The organism is Vibrio sp. 10N.222.51.C5, from assembly GCF_041474575.1.
GTDB lineage: Bacteria > Pseudomonadota > Gammaproteobacteria > Enterobacterales > Vibrionaceae > Vibrio > Vibrio crassostreae_C.
In genome coordinates this window covers 79498-96069 of record NZ_JBFRUJ010000059.1, presented here as the reverse complement: position 1 = coordinate 96069, position 16572 = coordinate 79498, and the positions used below count along the sequence as shown (strand labels likewise).

The following is a 16572-nucleotide window of genomic DNA, read 5'->3' as shown; positions in this document are numbered from 1 at the left end:
ACATGACCAATCTAAAAAAATGAGGTAAAGTATGGCTAATAAAGAGAGGCTCTAAAGGTAGAGTCATAATTGTTAGTGTAATAGGAAGAAACATGATTTTAGTTGTTGGTCACAAAAACCCTGATAGTGACAGTATTTGTAGTGCGTTAGTTGCAACTGAGCTTCTTAAGGCTCGTGGCGAGGAAGCGACACCAATTCGCCAAGGCGAGATCAACCGCGAAACTCAACACATTCTAGAAGTCGCTGGTGCTGAAAAGCCAGAGCTTCGTACTTCTGTTGCTGGTGAGAAAATCTGGCTAGTAGACTACTCAGATCTAGCACAAGCACCAGATGATGTTGCTGATGCAGAGATCGTAGGTATTGTTGATCACCACCGTCTAGGCGACGTGATGACAGTAAACCCAATGGAAGCTTGGATCTGGCCTGTTGGTTGTACAAACACTGTACTTTTCAACATGTTCAAGATTGAAGGTCACGCAATCTCTCAACAAATCGCTAAACTAATGATGTCTGCAATTCTTTCAGACACAGTGGGTTTCGCTTCTCCAACATGTACTCAAAAAGACAAAGACGCGGTTGCTGAGCTTGCTGAAATTGCTGGCGTAACTGACGTTGATGCATTCATCAAAGCGCTTCTAATCGCAAAAACAAACATCGAAGGCCTATCTGCTGCACAGCTAGTAGAAAAAGACCTTAAAGGCTACCCATTCAACGGTCGTGATGTTGTTGTTGGTCAAGTTGAACTTGCGACTCTTGAGCAAGTAGACGGCATGATCGAAGCGCTAGAAGCTGATCTTGAAGAGCGTTGTGAGAAAGACGGTCTAGCGTTCGCTGCGGTAATGCTAACAGATATCACTACTGCTCAAACTCGTCTTCTATACAAAGGTGAGTGGGCTGAGAAATTGGTTAAGCACGAGAAAGGCGGCGTATTAATGATGGAAAATACACTAAGCCGTAAGAAGCAAGGCTGGCCTTGGCTACAAGGTGAGCTTGTTTAATCAAGTCGCTTAATATTAAACGCCTGCTTATTTAGCAGGCGTTTTTCTTTGAAGTAGACTTTCTTCTTCATCGATAATGTTTGAAGTTAACAACACTCGGCATAAAATAGCTTTAAGAGCAAAGTTACTGACTAAAGTAGGAAATTAAGATGACTACACAGCTAGACGATAAAAAAATCGCTGAAATCAACAAGTATACGGGCGAGCAACGCCTGAAATACTGTGTGAAAGAAATCGTAGCAAACCGTGAAGTATGGATCTTAACCGATGAACACGGTTGTGTAATGCTGAACACAGAAGATGAAGATTGTGTTCCAGTATGGCCAAACCAAGAGTTCGCAGAATCATGGGCAACGGGTGATTGGTCTGAGTGTAAAGCTGAGTCTATTTCGTTGAACAAATGGCACAGTCGCTGGACGAACGGTCTAGAAGACGACGAACTTGCTGTTGTAGTCTTCCCGAACGAGCAAGAAGAAGGCGTTATCTTGTTCCCGGATGAGTTCGACTTCGAATTGAAAAAGCAGGCAGCTAAGCGCTAGTTCTTTCGTAATACAGTAACATCGTAAGTCAGCGTTGCCTTTCTTAGGCAGCGCTATCATTCAATTATCCCATCTAAGTTACTTCCAACGTATATTCGTCAATACCCAATCAACTGATACAAAGGCGCTTGCTGTGCGGCTTTAGAAGCTTGCTGAAGCACACCTGTTTTGCTGTATCTCTTGAGTATCTTTCGAACGATAGGTTTTACTTCAGATTTTGTCATTCCAGCTTTCAATTCTGGTTCATACAGCAATTGCAGTAGCACTACGTCTAACGGCGATAATAAGTCTTCTGGCGTGTGGTCGTTGAAAATAGAAGGGTAGGCTTTATCTGAATCATTCGGCAGGCCTAGAACTTGTGTGATCTCTTCCACGATACAGGCGACCAGCTTACCTCGCGATCTTGCCTGATCAACCGGGATTACAATCCCAGCGTATACAATCTCGCCTTTAGAATTGGTTCTATAGCCCGCCGTGCAGATGGCGCTATTTAAATGTTGAGTTGATTTGAGCTTGAGCACCGATTTCGCCTCAGATACCCACTGGCTCTGCCTTGTGTATATCCATTTAACGTTCGCTTCGGACTCTTTACTGACGATTGTTATTGGATGTTGGGTGACTTCAGATAAGTGTTTGATATGAAGCTCTGTGATCTCTTGATGCAGTTCCTCATCGCCCACTCGATGATCGATCCAAATCTTGATCGGTTGTTTCCACTTGGCGAGCGGTTTGTTGCCTTGGGAGTATTCGTGTTGAAGCGCGACGTTATAAAAGGCAGTTTCGACGAAGCTTCTATCTAGCCATGTGAGCGGTGTGCTTGTCGCGTTAAAGGACAACAGCACCAACAAGAGGGGAAGCATTGAAGCTGTTCGATACATACTTTTCCCCTCTGCTAAATGTAGCGTGATTCCAGGTTAGTGGTTCGGCGCTTTGGAGAAATGGCTCTCAACCAATCTTTGGGTGATTTGGTGAGTTGGATTGGTTAGCACTTGATCTGTTTCCCCACTCTCAACCACATTGCCTTCATGCATGACAATAATCTTGTCGGTAATGTGCTTAACAATACCGAGGTGTTGAGATACATAAACGAACGATACGCCCATCTCTTCTTGTAACTCTAAGAACAGATTGATGATTTGCGAGCGCATTGCCATGTCCAAACCATTTAAAGCTTCATCAGCAACAATGATGGATGGCTGAAGTATTAAGGCACGAGCCAAACAAACCCTTTGTTTCTGGCCTGCAGCAAGCATCTGAGGGTAGAAATACGCATGTTCCGGTAGAAGGCCTACGCGCAGTAGTGTGTCTTTCACACGACGCATACGAGCTTCTGGAGGCATGTTGGTGTTTCGCTTTAATGGACCTTCAAGAATTCGACCGATCTGAATGCGCGGGTTAAGTGACGTATTCGGATCTTGGAAGATCATTCGAATCAGCTTACAACGAGTCGAGTAGTCTTTGTGCTCTAGCTTTTCGCCATTCACGCGGATCTCGCCTGCGGTTGGCTCCACCATGCCTGCGAGCATTCTGGCTAATGTTGATTTGCCAGAACCATTCTGGCCGATAAAACCAATTGTCTGGCCTGCTTCAAGAGAAAAGCTAACTGGCTTCACCGCCTGATGAATCTTTTTACGGAAAAGACCAGAGCGAGTCGTAAAGTCTTTAGACAAATCACTGACTTCTAATAATGCACTCATGATTTCTTTTTCTTCTCCATATTCAGAGGGAAGTGACAGTTGAACTTATGGTTCTTGATACGTTTCGTATGTGGGATCTCGACACACTGCCTTTGTGCGTATGGGCAGCGAGGCCCTAATCGACAACCAATAGGAAGATGTTGCAGCGGTGGAATTGACCCCGGCAAAGACTGGAGCTTCTCCTTGTGGGGAATCCAGTCGTTAAAGTCTGGCATCGCTTTTAACAAAGCAACGGTGTACGGGTGCTTTGGTGCATCCAACAGCTTCGGTGTATCAGCGGATTCTACCGATTGACCACAGTACATCACGGTAATGCGAGTCGCCCATTGGGTAATGGTGGTTAAGTCATGGCCGATCAACACGATGGTGGTGTTATTGATCTGGTTCATACGACTCAAAAGACGCAATATTTGAGACTGTGTAATTGGGTCTAAATCGTTGGTTGGCTCGTCAGCAATCAAGACTTTTGGCTTGGCAGCGATCGCCATTGCGATCATGACTTTTTGACACTCACCATCTGTCAGCTCATAAGAGTAACTGTCCATTAGGCGAGAGTGGTCTTTGATGCCGACTTTGTGTAGTAATGCGATCGCTTGCTTCTTACGCCACTTAAATCGTTGCCACCAACGACCTTCAAACGAATGGGAAGGGATCGCTTCAACGAGCTGGTTACCTACTTTTTCAGAAGGGTCAAGACACGTTGATGGCTCTTGGAAGATCATTGCGATATCGCGGGCGATCACTCGGCGTCTTTCTTTCGGCGTCAGTTGCAGTAGGTCGATATTACCTAAGCGCATTCGGTCTGCAGAAACCTTCCAGTTTTCTTTACATACTCCGACGATCGCTTTTGCAACCAAACTCTTACCTGAGCCTGATTCACCTACTAAGCCACGAATTTCCCCTTCATTGAGGGTAATACTCATTCGATCTACGGCTTTAACCATCCCTTGAGGGGTCTCAATCTCGATGGTTAGATGTCGAATATCAAGTAACGGCATTATTCGATTCCTGCATTTAGCGCTTGGCGAACACCTTCACCGACGAGGTTAATCACGATAACTGTAAACATAATAGCTAAGCCGGGTAGGGTAACTGTCCATGGCGCAAGGTAAATCAACTCGACCGAATCACCCAAGATGGAGCCCCATTCGGTACTCGGTGCTTGAGCGCCAAGCCCTAGGAAACCTAAAGCCGTGATATCAAGAATTGCGACTGACAGTGCCAGCGTAACTTCAAGAGCGATCACGGTAAGGATGTTCGGAAGGATTGAGTTCCATAGCAGGTAAAAATCGTTCGCACCATCAAGGCGAGAAGCCAGAATATAGTCTTTTTCTACTTCAGCATGCACGGCAATGTACACCGAGCGTATAAAGCGCGGGATCAGTGCCAAGCACAAGGCGAGCAAGATATTAAACTCCCCAAAGCCAAGGAATGCCACGAAGATAATCGCCAGCAGAAGAGATGGAATCGACATAACAGTATCAAGCAGGTGGTTTAGCGTGCTTGATAGTAAACCGCGCGTCATACCAGCAAGTACGCCAATCAGACAACCAATGACGGCTGCGATAAAGGTAATCACCACCGCGGCGCCGAAGGTTAACTGAGAGCCAATTATTAGGCGAGAGAGAATATCTCTGCCTAAGTCATCCGTACCCAAAAAGTATTCTACCGTTCCCGCAGGATCCCAAGAGGGCGGCGTTAATAGGTGACCGGTTTGTTCTTGTGCATCATGCGGGGCTAGCCACGGTGAAGTGACGGTGACCAGAATGATAAGCACCAAACACCACAAGCCAAACATAGCTAGATTATTGCTGCGGAAGCTGCGCCAGAAACGTTCGAACTGGGTTGGAATCTGTTCTTCTTGGTAGACGTTATTTGTTAGCATACCATTCCTTCCTTACCAGTGGATTGATCATCGCGCCCAGTAGATCGGACAGAATATTAGCGGTCAAAACTAAGGTAGCCACCACAATTACACCAGCTTGAATTGAAACGTAATCTTGATTCGATAAGGCATCCAATAACCAGCGGCCAATGCCCGGCCAGTTAAAGATAGACTCGGTAACAATAGCAAGCGTTAACATACTCGATAGCTGAACACCGACCTTAGGAATAATCGGAGGTATCGCGTTTCTTAGCACGTGCTGCGTGATGATCTCTCTAGTGGAAAGACCTTTAATTCGCGCAGCGCGGATGTAGTTTTGCGTCATTACTTCAGCCACTGACGCTCTCATCAATCGGATGACCTGAGTCGTTGGCGCCAGTGCTAAAACAAGACAAGGCAACGCCATGTGCTCGATAACACTTTGTAGTGCGTGCGCACGGTAGCGACCCTCGGCAAAAAAGGCGTCAATCATCGCGAATCCAGTCACGTGTTCAATCTCGTAAAGTAGGTCGTATCGGCCACCAACTGGGAACATTTCAAAGTGCAGTGAAAACACCATGATCATCAGCAACGCGACCCAAAATATAGGCGCAGAGTAACCGGCCATTGAGGTGAACGATATGGTGGTATCAACAAATTTACCTTGTCTCATACCAGCAATGGTGCCGAAAGGGATACCGATGATGAGTGCCAACACAAAGGCAAAGAAGCACAGCTCTAGCGTTGCAGGGAACACCAGGACCAACTCATCGATGATAGGCACACCGTGTTTGCTTAGGCCAAAGTTTAGCGTCGATAATTCAGTGATATAGCTAATCCAACCGGGCCAAAAATCTTGAATTGCCCAAGGTGAGGTTTGGTCTAATCGAAGCAGGGAAAAACCTACCAAGGTCAGAATTCCTAGCGTAATAACGAATAAGTTTACACGTCTTAATGTATACCAAAACATTACTGCACCTCTCTTCTGACTTGATCAAAAGGTTGGGCATTGAAAGGACTTGCTTTAAAGCCTGTTAGCGAACGATCGTGCACGCGAAATTGCACGCCATGAGCTAAAGGAATCACAGGAACTTCTTCATTGAGAATGTTTTGGGCTTGTCGGTACAAGTTCACACGGTGCCTTTGTTGATTGATCTCTAATGCTAAGTCGAGAAGGAAATCAAAGTCTGAATTACACCACATAGAGACGTTTAATCCTGCGCGCTCTGAGCTACATGAAAGAAGCGGACGTAAGAAATTGTCTGGGTCGCCCGTATTGCCGATCCAACCTGTGAGCAACAAGTCTGTTGAGGAAATTGATGACAGCTGCGTACGATCAAATCGGTCGTCGGTATAGAGTTTCAATTCAATACCAATATCAGCTAAATTTGCTTGGATTAATTCTGCCGTTTTCCTTGGGCTTGGGTTGTATGCGCGTGGCTCTAGTGGTACCCACATTGAAAGCTCTAACCCAGGTTCAACGCCAGCTTCTTTGAGAAGCGCAACTGCGTAGTTGCGGTCATAGCGAACTTGAACGCTGTCTTTTTGGTAAGCCCAAGAGGTCGGTGGCAAGAGAGTGTAGGCTTTCGTGCCCGTACCGTAATACACAGAATCAAGAATGTTCTGACGATTGATGGCTAAGTTGAGCGCTTTACGAACTCGAGAGTCACGCAGTGCAGGGTGCTCAGTATTCAGCGCGATGAAAGAGACATTAACCGCCGGAGTAGCAGAAATCTTCAACTCTTCATGAGCCTGAATAATAGGGATTTGGCTAGAAATTGGTGAGTTGAGCACGTCACACTCACTACGCAGAAGCTTGGCAAGTGTGCCTGTTCCACGTTGCGAAGTATCGAACACAACTTGGTCCATTTGTACTTCACCTTTCCAGTAGTGCTTGTTCTTTTTCAAGCGCACTAGGTCGTTGATTTGGTATTCATCCAAGTAGAAAGGGCCAGTGCCGACTGGATTGGAATCGATTCGATTTTTCTCATCCGCTGCAATGAGCTGATTGGCATACTCCTTAGAGTGAATGACTGCATAGCTGGTGGCGATATTGTTGAGAAACGAATTGTCTGGGCGACTTAATTGGAATTTCACCGTTAGGTCATCAACTGCGGTGATATCGACAATCAGGTTTTTGAAGTCGATTCCGGCAAACCATGGGTATAGGCCGCCACCCACATAATGAAATGGGTTTGAACTATCAATGACACGTTCAAAGCTAAACACCACATCTTGTGCATTCATGCTACGAGTTGGGGTGAACCAGTCTGTGGTTTGGAACGCAACATTTGGGCGCAGTTTGAACGTGTATTCTGTACCTGATTTATCAACAGACCAACTTGTCGCCAAGTTCTGTTTTGGTCGGTACGTCATCGGATCAAGAGTGAGCAGTGTATCGAAGATTTGAGGGCTCAGCGATTCTGCGGTAATGCCACTATCAACTAGCTGTGGATTGAAGGTACTAGGATTACCTTGGCCGCAATAAATGAAGCCTTTTTCACGGATTTGCTCGTGATTCACACTCTCACCACATCCAGCGAGAAAGCTCAACGTGCAGATGCTCAGTGATAGTCTTATTAGTGCTTTCATAAAAAGAAATACTTTTCGAAACGAGGCGTTAGAGGAGCCTCAAGATCCGGACAATTTAACATTTTATTTATTCGGCTCCAAATAATAATCAAGCGTGGACAGCTATTTATCGTTAGCTTGTCCGACAATCGCGTACTTCCTCACCATTCCACGTAATTGGTTGTAGGTTAACCCAAGTAATTCTGCGGCTTGTTTCTGGTTATATTTGCTCTGTTTGAGGGCTTGGTTGAGTAGCTTGATGTCTTGTTGTTCTTGCCATGCTTTGTAATCAAGCGGCAAAGAAAACAAGCTCTCTGATGAAGTATGGCTGTTAGACGGCTCATTGCCAGTTTCCGGAGAGGAATCTTGCTCTGTTTTCCATGCGGGTTTAAATGGGTTAAACACCAAATATTCAATAGGATATGGATCTTTTCCGTGCTGATAGATAGCTCGCTCAATGACGTTTTTGAGTTCTCGTACATTCCCTGGCCAAGAATAATCCAAAAGCGATTCAACGGCAGAGGGGGCAAAGCCAACAAACAACTCCAATTCCAATTCACGACACATCTTAATGGCGTAATATTCTGCCAGTAGCATGATGTCTTCTTTTCGCTCACGCAAAGGAGGGATAGTAATGACGTCAAACGCCAGTCTATCTAATAGGTCTGCTCGGAATTCGCCCTTTAATGCCATGTCTGGTAAGTCGGCATTGGTTGCACACACCAGTCTGACATTGGCACTTAGCGCCTTTTGCCCACCGACACGTTCATATTGCCCGTATTCAATAACGCGCAGTAGTTTCTCTTGAACCGCAAGGGGAGTGGTCGCCAGCTCATCCAGAAACAGCGTTCCGCCTTCTGCTCTTTCAAAACGACCTTGATGACGCCCTTTCGAACCCGTAAAGGATCCCGATTCATGACCAAACAGTTCTGAATCAATCAAACCTTCACTTAAGGTTGAGCAGTTCAATGAGATCAAAGGTTGATCCCAACGTCTTGAAAGGTAATGCAGTCTTTGTGCGATCAACTCTTTACCTGTGCCACGTTCGCCAATGATCAGAATGGGTCTTTCTATTGGTGCGAGTTGGGAAACTTTATCTAACACAGAGAGAAAGCTAGGTGATTCACCAATGAGGTTCTGCTGCATAGCGGGTCCTTGTATGAATTAATCGCTGGAGAGGTCATGTAAGAGCCATAGTGGTGAAAAATACCAATACTTGGCTAAATTCATCATAGCATGGTTCGAGTTAATCACCATTTTATTGTAAGTAACTGATAATAAATGGCTTAAAAGTTGGCACGCTACTTGGATTATTTATGGTAGGTTTAACAACAAACGTAAATTTTTGAGCAAGTGGATTGATAAAGTCGCACAACGATTTGAAACGCATTTGCCATCATTGTATTTAAGGAGTTCCTCATGGGTATTTTTTCTCGCTTTGCAGACATTGTAAATTCAAACATCAGTGCACTATTAGATAAGGCTGAAGATCCAGAAAAGATGATTCGTCTTATTATCCAAGAAATGGAAGACACCTTAGTTGAAGTTCGTACCAACTCAGCAAAAGCAATTGCTGACAAGAAAGAGCTAGCGCGTAAAGTAGAAGCTATCGAAACACAGATTCTAGATTGGCAAAATAAAGCGACACTTGCCCTGACCAAACAACGCGAAGATTTGGCGAGAGCGGCGCTAATCGAAAAGCAAAAACTGGAAGACATCATCAAGAGCCTTCACACCGAACAAACCTTGGTTCATGAAACCATCGAAAAATTGACGAGTGAAATTGGTAAACTTGAAACAAAGATCGCAGAAACTCGTGCAAAGCAACAAGCATTAATGATTCGTAACAATGCGGCAAGCAACCGTCGTGATGTTCAAAAACACCTGCACTCAAGCAAAACCAACGAAGCAATGGCGAAGTTTGAGCAATTCTCGCGTAAAGTGGATGAATTAGAAGCTGAAGCGGACGTTTACGCTAAGACTGGCAACGCAAAATCTTTAGACCAAGAGTTTGCCGAGCTACAAGCTCAAGATGAAATCGAAAAAGAGCTAGCGAAACTGAAGCAACAAGTTGAAAACCGCGATAAATAATCTAGGAGTTGTCTATGTCAACATTTCTAATTGCAGGTCCACTGATTGTCTTTTTAATCTTCGTGGCACCGCTATGGTTATTCTTACATTACCGCAGCAAGAAGAAATCCAGCAATGGTCTTTCTGAAACGGATCTTCAACGTCTGCATAAGCTTTCTGCGCAAGCCGAATCCATGCAAGACCGAGTGAAAACGCTAGAAAAAATACTGGATGCGGAGTCGCCTAACTGGAGACGAAACTATGAGTAGAGAACTGTATCGCGACACGATTAACGGCAAATTGTCTGGTGTGTGTGCAGGGTTAGCGAACTATTTTGGCCTTGAAGTGTGGTTGGTTCGCATCTTAGTTATCTCAGCAGCACTGCTTGGTGGTAGTTTTCTGGTGTTATTAGCGTATTTAGCTTTGACATTTATGCTTGAAAAACAACCACCTCAGTATGTCGACCAAATGAAGGCGAAACAAGAGCATACGCTGAAGCAAAAGCCTTGGGAAAAAGGGCAAACTGCAGAGTCGCTATTGAACACTTTAGAGGGTGATTTCCAGAAGTTAGAGACCAGTGTCCGCAACATGGAAGCTTATGTCACCTCAGACACGTTTAAAGTGAATCGTGAATTTAAGAACATGTAGTGGTAAAACCTAAAAAGGATTAGATAACGGTTTAGGAAAATTTATTCCAAGCCGTTATTTTTTTTAATAATTTTCTCTAAATAAATCTTACGCTGACTGGTAAGTTACATGTGATTAATCTATGTTATAAAAATATTTATAGATATGGATGATCACCAATGTATAGAGCCTCCCTTGTCCTATTGACTGCCTTAGCTGGGTTGTCTGGGTGTGGTAAGGAGCTTCCTCCCGTGCCTGAACCTGAGTCCAGACCCGCCAAACTCTTCACTGTCTCCGTCGGTAATAATGCCTTTGAGCGTAATTTCCCTGCTACCACAGAAGCTGGTGACAGAGCGGTACTCGCATTCCGTGTTCCTGGGTTATTGCAGAGCATCGATGTGACCGCTGGGCAGCACGTGTCTAAAGGCGACGAGCTTGCTAAGTTAAATCCCGATGAATATCAACTACTCGAGAAGCAAGCAAAAGCGAATTTTCAGCTAGCCGATGTTCAATATCAACGTGCGATCAAACTTCGTAAAGATCGTGTGGTATCAGAGCAAGATTTCGACCAAGCGAAAGCGAACCACAATTCAGCTCGCGCGGTGCTTAATCAAGCTAACGCGAATCTTCGCTACACCACTTTGGTTGCGCCGTATGACGGAACCATTTCCATCATTCCTGCTGAAAACCATGAATACATTGCGGCTAAACAAGGCGTGATGAATATTCAAACCAATCAAATTCTTAAAGTCGTCTTCTTATTACCCGACCAACTTATTACGCGCTTTTCATCAGGGTTCGAGATGGATGCAACCATGGTTTTTGATGCGTTTCCTGAAAACTCTTACGTTTTAACCTTCCAAGAAGTGGATACCGAAGCTGACCCGAAAACAGGTTCGTACAAAGTCACCATGGTAATGGAAAGACCAACCGATGTGGGTATTTTGCCCGGTATGTCTGGCTCGGTAAATCTCGTTTCATCGTTAGCGGCGGCCACCAAAATACCAACGTCAGCAATGATGACCGATGGGGATGATGTCTCTGTATGGCGTGTGAATAGCGACGGCATTGTTGAAAATGTTGCCATTGTCATCGATGAAAAACGCCATATCGTCTCTGGATTGAACGATGGCGATCGCATTGTGACTTCTGGCGTCAATGGTCTTGAGTCGGGCATTAAAGTTCGAGAGTGGATCAAGGAAAGGGGGCTATAACATGAAAACACTTAAAGTGGCTGCTGGCCTGTCGTGTTTAGCCTTACTGACGGCTTGTGAAGATAAGCAAGCTGTAGAAGTGAATAACACGCCCTTGGTTAAAGCTATCGAGATTTCAGTCATCGATTTTAGCGACAAACTCTATTTCCCTGCGGTAGCAAACGCTGCTGAGAAGGCTCACCTCAGTTTCCGAGTTGCGGGTGAAATCTTCAAGCTAGATGTGAAGGAAGGTGAACGAGTTGCCAAAGGGGACATCATTGCCGAGCTTGACCCAACCGATTATCAATTGGATGTGGACAATGCTCAAGCTCGTTACACGGTAATCAATAGTCAATACCGACGTTCGAGTCCGCTAGTGAAGAAAGGCTTATTGGCTAAGTCGCAATTCGATGAAATTGCCGCTCAACGCCAGATTGCTTATGCCGAGTTGGAACTGGCGAAACTGCGCTTATCGTTCACTATGCTTCGTGCGCCTGTTGATGGGATTATTTCTCGAGTCAGTGTCGACCAATATGAAAATATTCAGGTAGGCCAACAGATTGTGAACATTCACAGTGTTGAGGATGTCGAAGTTGTGATTCAGCTCCCTGACCAAATTTATGTGAATCAACCCAATGAAACGCTCCTCTCGAACGTGGAAGCTGTGGTGAGAGTGCCAAGCGGTAATGAATACACCGCAGGTATTAAAGAGTTCACCACTGAACCCGATCCAAGTACGGGTACCTTCACGGTTACATTAGCTTTGCCGATGCCAGAAGACGATTTGATTCTTGATGGTATGGCCGTTGATGTGACTTCAAACGGGCGGGATATCGGTTTGGAGCTAAAAGCTGGTGTACTTATTCCGATCGAAGCGGTATTCAATGCAGACGGTGATGAACTGGATCGTAAAAACTCTTATGTGTGGGTTCTTAACGACGACAAGACAGTCTCGAAACAACAAGTCGTGTTAGGAAAAGCAAACCAGGAAACATTGCAGGTAGTGAAAGGATTGGAAATGGGGCAGCATGTCGTTGTTGCAGGCGTATCGCGATTGCGAGATGGGATGACAGTGGAAGTATTGTCTCAGGAGACGAACAATGAGTGAAGTAAATAACAAGCCCCAAAATGACGATCAACAGGGTGATGATCAGATCACAGGTGTTGCTTCTTACTTTATACGTAACAAAGTCATTAGCTGGATGCTATCTCTGATCTTTCTTATTGGTGGTGTTTCAGCATTCTTCGGTTTGGGCCGTTTAGAAGATCCTGCCTTTACCATCAAAGATGCAATGGTCGTGACTTCATACCCGGGGGCAACGCCTCAGCAGGTGGAAGAAGAAGTTACCTACCCACTAGAGAAAGCGATTCAACAGCTTACCTATGTCGACGAAGTGAACTCTATTTCAAGCCGTGGCCTGTCTCAGGTAACGGTAACGATGAAGAATAACTATGGTCCGGACGATCTTCCGCAAATTTGGGATGAACTTCGCCGAAAAGTGAATGATCTTAAGGTTGAACTGCCACCTGGGGTCAATGATCCTCAAGTCATTGATGACTTCGGTGACGTTTACGGGATCTTGCTTGCGGTGACGGGTGATGGTTATAGCTACAAAGAGCTGCTGGATTACATTGATTATCTAAGGCGAGAGCTGGAGTTGGTTGATGGGGTCAGTAAGGTTTCTGTTTCTGGTCAACAACAAGAGCAAGTATTCATTGAGATATCGATGAAGCGGATAAGCTCCTTAGGTCTGTCTCCAAGCACGGTATTTAATCTTTTATCGACTCAAAATATTGTATCAAGTGCAGGAGCGGTAAGGATTGGTGATGAATATATTCGAATCCATCCAACAGGTGAGTTCCAAAACGTTGAACAGCTTGGAGATTTGATTCTTACGGAAGGTGGCGCTCAAGGGCTTATCTATCTAAAAGATGTGGCGAATGTAACTCGTGGTTACGTTGAGGTACCGAGTAACATCATTGGTTATAACGGCGAACTCGCGCTTAACCTGGGTGTCTCTTTTGCGCAAGGCGTGAACGTGGTAGCGGTTGGTGAAGCGTTTGATCGAAGATTGGCCGAGCTAAAGTATCAACAACCCGTCGGCATCGACATCTCCGAGGTTTATAACCAACCTAAAGAGGTGAACAAGTCGGTAAGCGGATTTGTAGTGAGTTTAGGGCAGGCGGTTGCGATCGTAATTGTGGTGTTACTGTTCTTCATGGGAGTACGATCGGGTCTGTTGATTGGTTTGATACTGCTATTGACCGTATTCGGCACCTTTATTTTCATGCAGTACTTCAAAATCGACCTTCAACGTATTTCACTGGGCGCGTTGGTTATTGCCTTGGGGATGCTGGTGGATAATGCCATTGTGGTGGTGGAGGGGATATTGATCGGCACGCAGAAGGGGCGAACCCGGATGCAGGCCGCCACTGATATCGTGACCCAAACCAAATGGCCACTGCTTGGCGCAACGGTGATTGCGGTCACCGCGTTTGCTCCAATTGGTTTGTCTGAAGATTCAACGGGCGAATACTGTGGCACTTTGTTCACGGTGCTATTGATTTCATTGATGCTGAGTTGGTTTACTGCCATCTCGATCACGCCGTTTTTTGCCGATATCTTCTTCAGAGGACAGAAGGTTGATCCCGATAACGAAGGCAAAGATCCATACAACGGGATGGTTTTTGTTATCTATAAAAACTTCCTTGAGTTCTGTATGAAACGCGCGTGGCTAACCATGATCGTTCTGGTGATTGGTTTAGGTGCGAGTGTGTACGGTTTTGGCTTTGTGAAACAAGCATTCTTCCCATCTTCAACTACTCCGATGTTCCAAGTGGATGTTTGGATGCCAGAAGGTACGGATATTCGAGCAACTAATACCAAGTTGAGAGTGCTTGAGAGTTGGTTGTCGGAACAAAGTGAAGTTGAACATATCACGACCACGGCCGGTAAAGGTCTGCAGCGTTTCATGTTGACCTACTCACCCGAGAAGAGTTATAGCGCGTATGGCGAAATCACGGTTCGTGTGACAGATTATCAGGTACTTGAAGGGCTGATGCGTCGCTTCCGTGAACACGTTGACAGTCAGTTCCCTGAAATTGATTACAAACTTAAGCAAATTGAATTAGGCCCTAGTGGCGGTGCGAAAATTGAGGCTCGAATCGTCGGTTCAGACCCAACCGTGCTACGTTCAATCGCAGCTCAAGTTATGGACATCATGCGTGCCGATGACGGAGCGTTTAACGTTCGTCATGATTGGCGTGAAAGAACTAAGGTCTTAGAGCCTCAGTTCAATGAAAGCCAAGCGCGTCGTTATGGTATTACCAAGTCTGACGTTGATGATTTCCTAGCGATGTCTTTCTCTGGTAAGTCGATTGGTGTGTATCGTGATGGTACTACGCTGATGCCTATTGTGGCTCGTTTACCTGAAGATGAGCGAGTTGATATTCGCAACATCGAAGGTATGAAGATTTGGAGCCCGGCATTAAGCGAATATATTCCGTTGCAGCAAGTGACGCTTGGCTACGAATTGGAATGGGAAGATCCACTTATCATCCGTAAGAATCGTAAGCGCATGCTGACGGTAATGGCCGACAACGACCTATTGGGTGAAGAAACGGCTTCGACGTTACAGAAACGCTTACAGCCACAAATTGAAGCGATTGAGATGCCTCCGGGTTATTCGTTGGAGTGGGGTGGTGAATATGAGTCATCTGCTGATGCACAAGCGTCACTGTTTACCACTATGCCGATGGGTTACCTGTTCATGTTCTTGATTACCGTGTTCTTGTTCAACTCAGTCAAAGAGCCGCTGATTGTTTGGCTAACGGTTCCATTAGCGCTAATCGGGGTAACGACGGGCTTATTAGCCTTGAATACACCATTTGGCTTTATGGCATTGCTAGGCTTCTTGAGTTTATCCGGGATGCTACTTAAGAACGGTATCGTATTACTTGATCAAATTGAGATTGAAATGAAATCAGGTAAAGACCCTTATGTTGCGGTAGTTGATGCTGCATTGAGTCGTGTTCGCCCAGTATGCATGGCAGCGATTACAACGATTCTAGGTATGATCCCGTTACTGCCTGACATCTTCTTCAAGCCAATGGCAGTAACCATTATGTTTGGTTTAGGCTTTGCGACTGTACTCACGCTAATCGTAGTACCTGTGCTGTATCGTTTATTCCATAAAATTGAAGTGGCTTAACGTCAACTAACCTTTGAAATAATGCCCCTATTTGGGGCATTATTTTTATGTACGATTACTAAAAGAGACTATCGAAATGGAAGCGAATACAGTGGATAGAACGTGTGCATGGGCGCTTAAACATGAGCTTGAAAGGGAGTACCACGATGCAGAGTGGGGCGTGCCTGTTTATGATGACCAAGTTCTGTTTGAGTTCATTACTTTAGAAGGCGCTCAGGCGGGTCTTAGCTGGATTACGATCCTTAAAAAGCGTGAAGGCTATCGTGCTGCATTTGATAATTACGATCTAAACAAGCTAGCTGAGTTGAATGAAGACAACGTGCCGTTCATCATTGAAAACTTCGATGTGGTTAAGCATAAGGGCAAGATCGCCTCTGTATACGGTAATGCTCGAGCAACACTTGAACTCCAGAAAGAGTTTGGTTCTTTATCAAATGCTTTGTGGCAATTTGTCGATAACAAGGTGATAGAAAACAACTGGACTGAGATGTCTCAAGTTCCCGCTTCTACCGAGCAATCTAAAGCAATGAGTAAGTTTTTGAAAAAAAGAGGCTTTAAGTTTGTAGGGGAAACAATCTGTTACGCGTTTATGCAAGCGACAGGTATGGTTAATGATCATTTAGAAGGTTGTCCACACAAATAAAAGTGTTATTTATTTCAGCGGAACAATCACTTAGAAATTGAAAAATTCATAGCCATTTTTTCATCGCTCTGAGATCTTTAAGTGGATGTGCTTTAAGGTTCAATATTGGCTTTGAAAGCTTCTGGACTATGAGCGGTTTGTATTATGAGCTGAAGTATC

General features: G+C 45.0%; 16 protein-coding genes. 9 read left to right on the top strand and 7 right to left on the bottom strand.

Annotated features, from left to right (window positions below; genetic code table 11):
* Positions 1-92: 92 nt before the first annotated feature.
* Together AB4558_RS18570 and AB4558_RS18565 are read left to right on the top strand one after the other, a co-directional pair.
* Positions 93-998 carry a manganese-dependent inorganic pyrophosphatase gene (locus tag AB4558_RS18570; protein ID WP_017065328.1) on the top strand — a complete coding sequence of 302 codons (906 nt, stop codon included), beginning with the start codon at positions 93-95 and terminating at the stop codon, positions 996-998.
* A 149-nt stretch (positions 999-1147) separates the two neighbouring features.
* Positions 1148-1537 (top strand): DUF2750 domain-containing protein, encoded by a 390-nt coding sequence (locus AB4558_RS18565; RefSeq protein ID WP_004734596.1) that lies wholly within the window; start codon positions 1148-1150, stop codon positions 1535-1537.
* Positions 1538-1635: 98 nt separating this feature from the next.
* Here AB4558_RS18565 and AB4558_RS18560 read toward each other — a convergent pair whose 3' ends face one another.
* The 7 genes from AB4558_RS18560 to pspF form a co-directional block, all read right to left on the bottom strand.
* Complete coding sequence (locus AB4558_RS18560) at positions 1636-2415, bottom strand: DUF2927 domain-containing protein (RefSeq protein ID WP_029235328.1); 780 nt, start codon at positions 2413-2415, stop codon at positions 1636-1638.
* Between the two features lie 36 nt (positions 2416-2451).
* The gene (locus AB4558_RS18555; protein WP_017060304.1) at positions 2452-3234 is read right to left on the bottom strand and encodes an ATP-binding cassette domain-containing protein; all 783 of its coding nucleotides are present in this window, start codon (positions 3232-3234) and stop codon (positions 2452-2454) included.
* Positions 3231-4232, bottom strand: coding sequence for an oligopeptide/dipeptide ABC transporter ATP-binding protein (locus AB4558_RS18550; protein ID WP_017060305.1), 1002 nt, complete (start codon positions 4230-4232; stop codon positions 3231-3233). The genes AB4558_RS18555 and AB4558_RS18550 overlap by 4 nt, the downstream gene beginning before the upstream one ends.
* Positions 4232-5119, bottom strand: a complete 888-nt coding sequence (gene sapC / locus AB4558_RS18545) for a putrescine export ABC transporter permease SapC (protein WP_017065331.1) — start codon at positions 5117-5119, stop codon at positions 4232-4234. Before sapC ends, AB4558_RS18550 begins: the two co-directional genes overlap by 1 nt.
* On the bottom strand, positions 5106-6068 hold the full coding sequence (locus AB4558_RS18540) for an ABC transporter permease subunit (RefSeq protein ID WP_017060307.1): 963 nt from the start codon (positions 6066-6068) through the stop codon (positions 5106-5108). The genes sapC and AB4558_RS18540 overlap by 14 nt, the downstream gene beginning before the upstream one ends.
* The gene (gene sapA, locus AB4558_RS18535) at positions 6068-7690 is read right to left on the bottom strand and encodes an ABC transporter substrate-binding protein SapA (RefSeq protein ID WP_372073090.1); all 1623 of its coding nucleotides are present in this window, start codon (positions 7688-7690) and stop codon (positions 6068-6070) included. The genes AB4558_RS18540 and sapA overlap by 1 nt, the downstream gene beginning before the upstream one ends.
* A 102-nt stretch (positions 7691-7792) precedes the next feature.
* Positions 7793-8815 (bottom strand): phage shock protein operon transcriptional activator, encoded by a 1023-nt coding sequence (gene pspF / locus AB4558_RS18530; RefSeq protein ID WP_017060309.1) that lies wholly within the window; start codon positions 8813-8815, stop codon positions 7793-7795.
* Positions 8816-9088: 273 nt separating this feature from the next.
* On the opposite strand from pspF, the gene pspA reads away from it, so the two are divergent.
* From pspA to AB4558_RS18495, 7 genes are all read left to right on the top strand, one after another.
* On the top strand, positions 9089-9760 hold the full coding sequence (gene pspA / locus AB4558_RS18525) for a phage shock protein PspA (protein WP_010440091.1): 672 nt from the start codon (positions 9089-9091) through the stop codon (positions 9758-9760).
* A gap of 14 nt (positions 9761-9774) precedes the next feature.
* The gene (gene pspB, locus AB4558_RS18520; RefSeq protein WP_004734605.1) at positions 9775-10008 is read left to right on the top strand and encodes an envelope stress response membrane protein PspB; all 234 of its coding nucleotides are present in this window, start codon (positions 9775-9777) and stop codon (positions 10006-10008) included.
* Positions 10001-10387, top strand: a complete 387-nt coding sequence (gene pspC, locus AB4558_RS18515; protein ID WP_017065334.1) for an envelope stress response membrane protein PspC — start codon at positions 10001-10003, stop codon at positions 10385-10387. The genes pspB and pspC overlap by 8 nt, the downstream gene beginning before the upstream one ends.
* A gap of 158 nt (positions 10388-10545) precedes the next feature.
* A complete protein-coding gene (locus AB4558_RS18510) occupies positions 10546-11580 on the top strand; it encodes an efflux RND transporter periplasmic adaptor subunit (RefSeq protein WP_029236444.1) in 1035 nt (344 codons plus the stop codon).
* A gap of 1 nt (position 11581) precedes the next feature.
* The gene (locus tag AB4558_RS18505; RefSeq protein ID WP_017060312.1) at positions 11582-12667 is read left to right on the top strand and encodes an efflux RND transporter periplasmic adaptor subunit; all 1086 of its coding nucleotides are present in this window, start codon (positions 11582-11584) and stop codon (positions 12665-12667) included.
* A complete protein-coding gene (locus tag AB4558_RS18500; RefSeq protein WP_372073088.1) occupies positions 12660-15770 on the top strand; it encodes an efflux RND transporter permease subunit in 3111 nt (1036 codons plus the stop codon). Before AB4558_RS18505 ends, AB4558_RS18500 begins: the two co-directional genes overlap by 8 nt.
* A gap of 76 nt (positions 15771-15846) precedes the next feature.
* The gene (locus tag AB4558_RS18495) at positions 15847-16413 is read left to right on the top strand and encodes a DNA-3-methyladenine glycosylase I (protein ID WP_108112045.1); all 567 of its coding nucleotides are present in this window, start codon (positions 15847-15849) and stop codon (positions 16411-16413) included.
* The last annotated feature ends 159 nt before the right edge of the window (positions 16414-16572 follow it).

Bases quoted from the DNA above. Each gene is read 5' to 3' on its own strand.
- AB4558_RS18560 (WP_029235328.1), bottom strand. From the start codon at position 2,415: ATGTATCGAACAGCTTCAATGCTTCCCCTCTTGTTGGTGCTGTTGTCC.
- pspB (WP_004734605.1), top strand. From the start codon at position 9,775: ATGTCAACATTTCTAATTGCAGGTCCACTGATTGTCTTTTTAATCTTC.
- sapA (WP_372073090.1), bottom strand. From the start codon at position 7,690: ATGAAAGCACTAATAAGACTATCACTGAGCATCTGCACGTTGAGCTTT.
- AB4558_RS18505 (WP_017060312.1), top strand. From the start codon at position 11,582: ATGAAAACACTTAAAGTGGCTGCTGGCCTGTCGTGTTTAGCCTTACTG.
- AB4558_RS18510 (WP_029236444.1), top strand. From the start codon at position 10,546: ATGTATAGAGCCTCCCTTGTCCTATTGACTGCCTTAGCTGGGTTGTCT.
- AB4558_RS18495 (WP_108112045.1), top strand. From the start codon at position 15,847: ATGGAAGCGAATACAGTGGATAGAACGTGTGCATGGGCGCTTAAACAT.
- AB4558_RS18555 (WP_017060304.1), bottom strand. From the start codon at position 3,234: ATGAGTGCATTATTAGAAGTCAGTGATTTGTCTAAAGACTTTACGACT.
- pspA (WP_010440091.1), top strand. From the start codon at position 9,089: ATGGGTATTTTTTCTCGCTTTGCAGACATTGTAAATTCAAACATCAGT.
- AB4558_RS18550 (WP_017060305.1), bottom strand. From the start codon at position 4,232: ATGCCGTTACTTGATATTCGACATCTAACCATCGAGATTGAGACCCCT.
- AB4558_RS18540 (WP_017060307.1), bottom strand. From the start codon at position 6,068: ATGTTTTGGTATACATTAAGACGTGTAAACTTATTCGTTATTACGCTA.
- pspC (WP_017065334.1), top strand. From the start codon at position 10,001: ATGAGTAGAGAACTGTATCGCGACACGATTAACGGCAAATTGTCTGGT.
- AB4558_RS18570 (WP_017065328.1), top strand. From the start codon at position 93: ATGATTTTAGTTGTTGGTCACAAAAACCCTGATAGTGACAGTATTTGT.
- AB4558_RS18565 (WP_004734596.1), top strand. From the start codon at position 1,148: ATGACTACACAGCTAGACGATAAAAAAATCGCTGAAATCAACAAGTAT.
- pspF (WP_017060309.1), bottom strand. From the start codon at position 8,815: ATGCAGCAGAACCTCATTGGTGAATCACCTAGCTTTCTCTCTGTGTTA.
- AB4558_RS18500 (WP_372073088.1), top strand. From the start codon at position 12,660: ATGAGTGAAGTAAATAACAAGCCCCAAAATGACGATCAACAGGGTGAT.
- sapC (WP_017065331.1), bottom strand. From the start codon at position 5,119: ATGCTAACAAATAACGTCTACCAAGAAGAACAGATTCCAACCCAGTTC.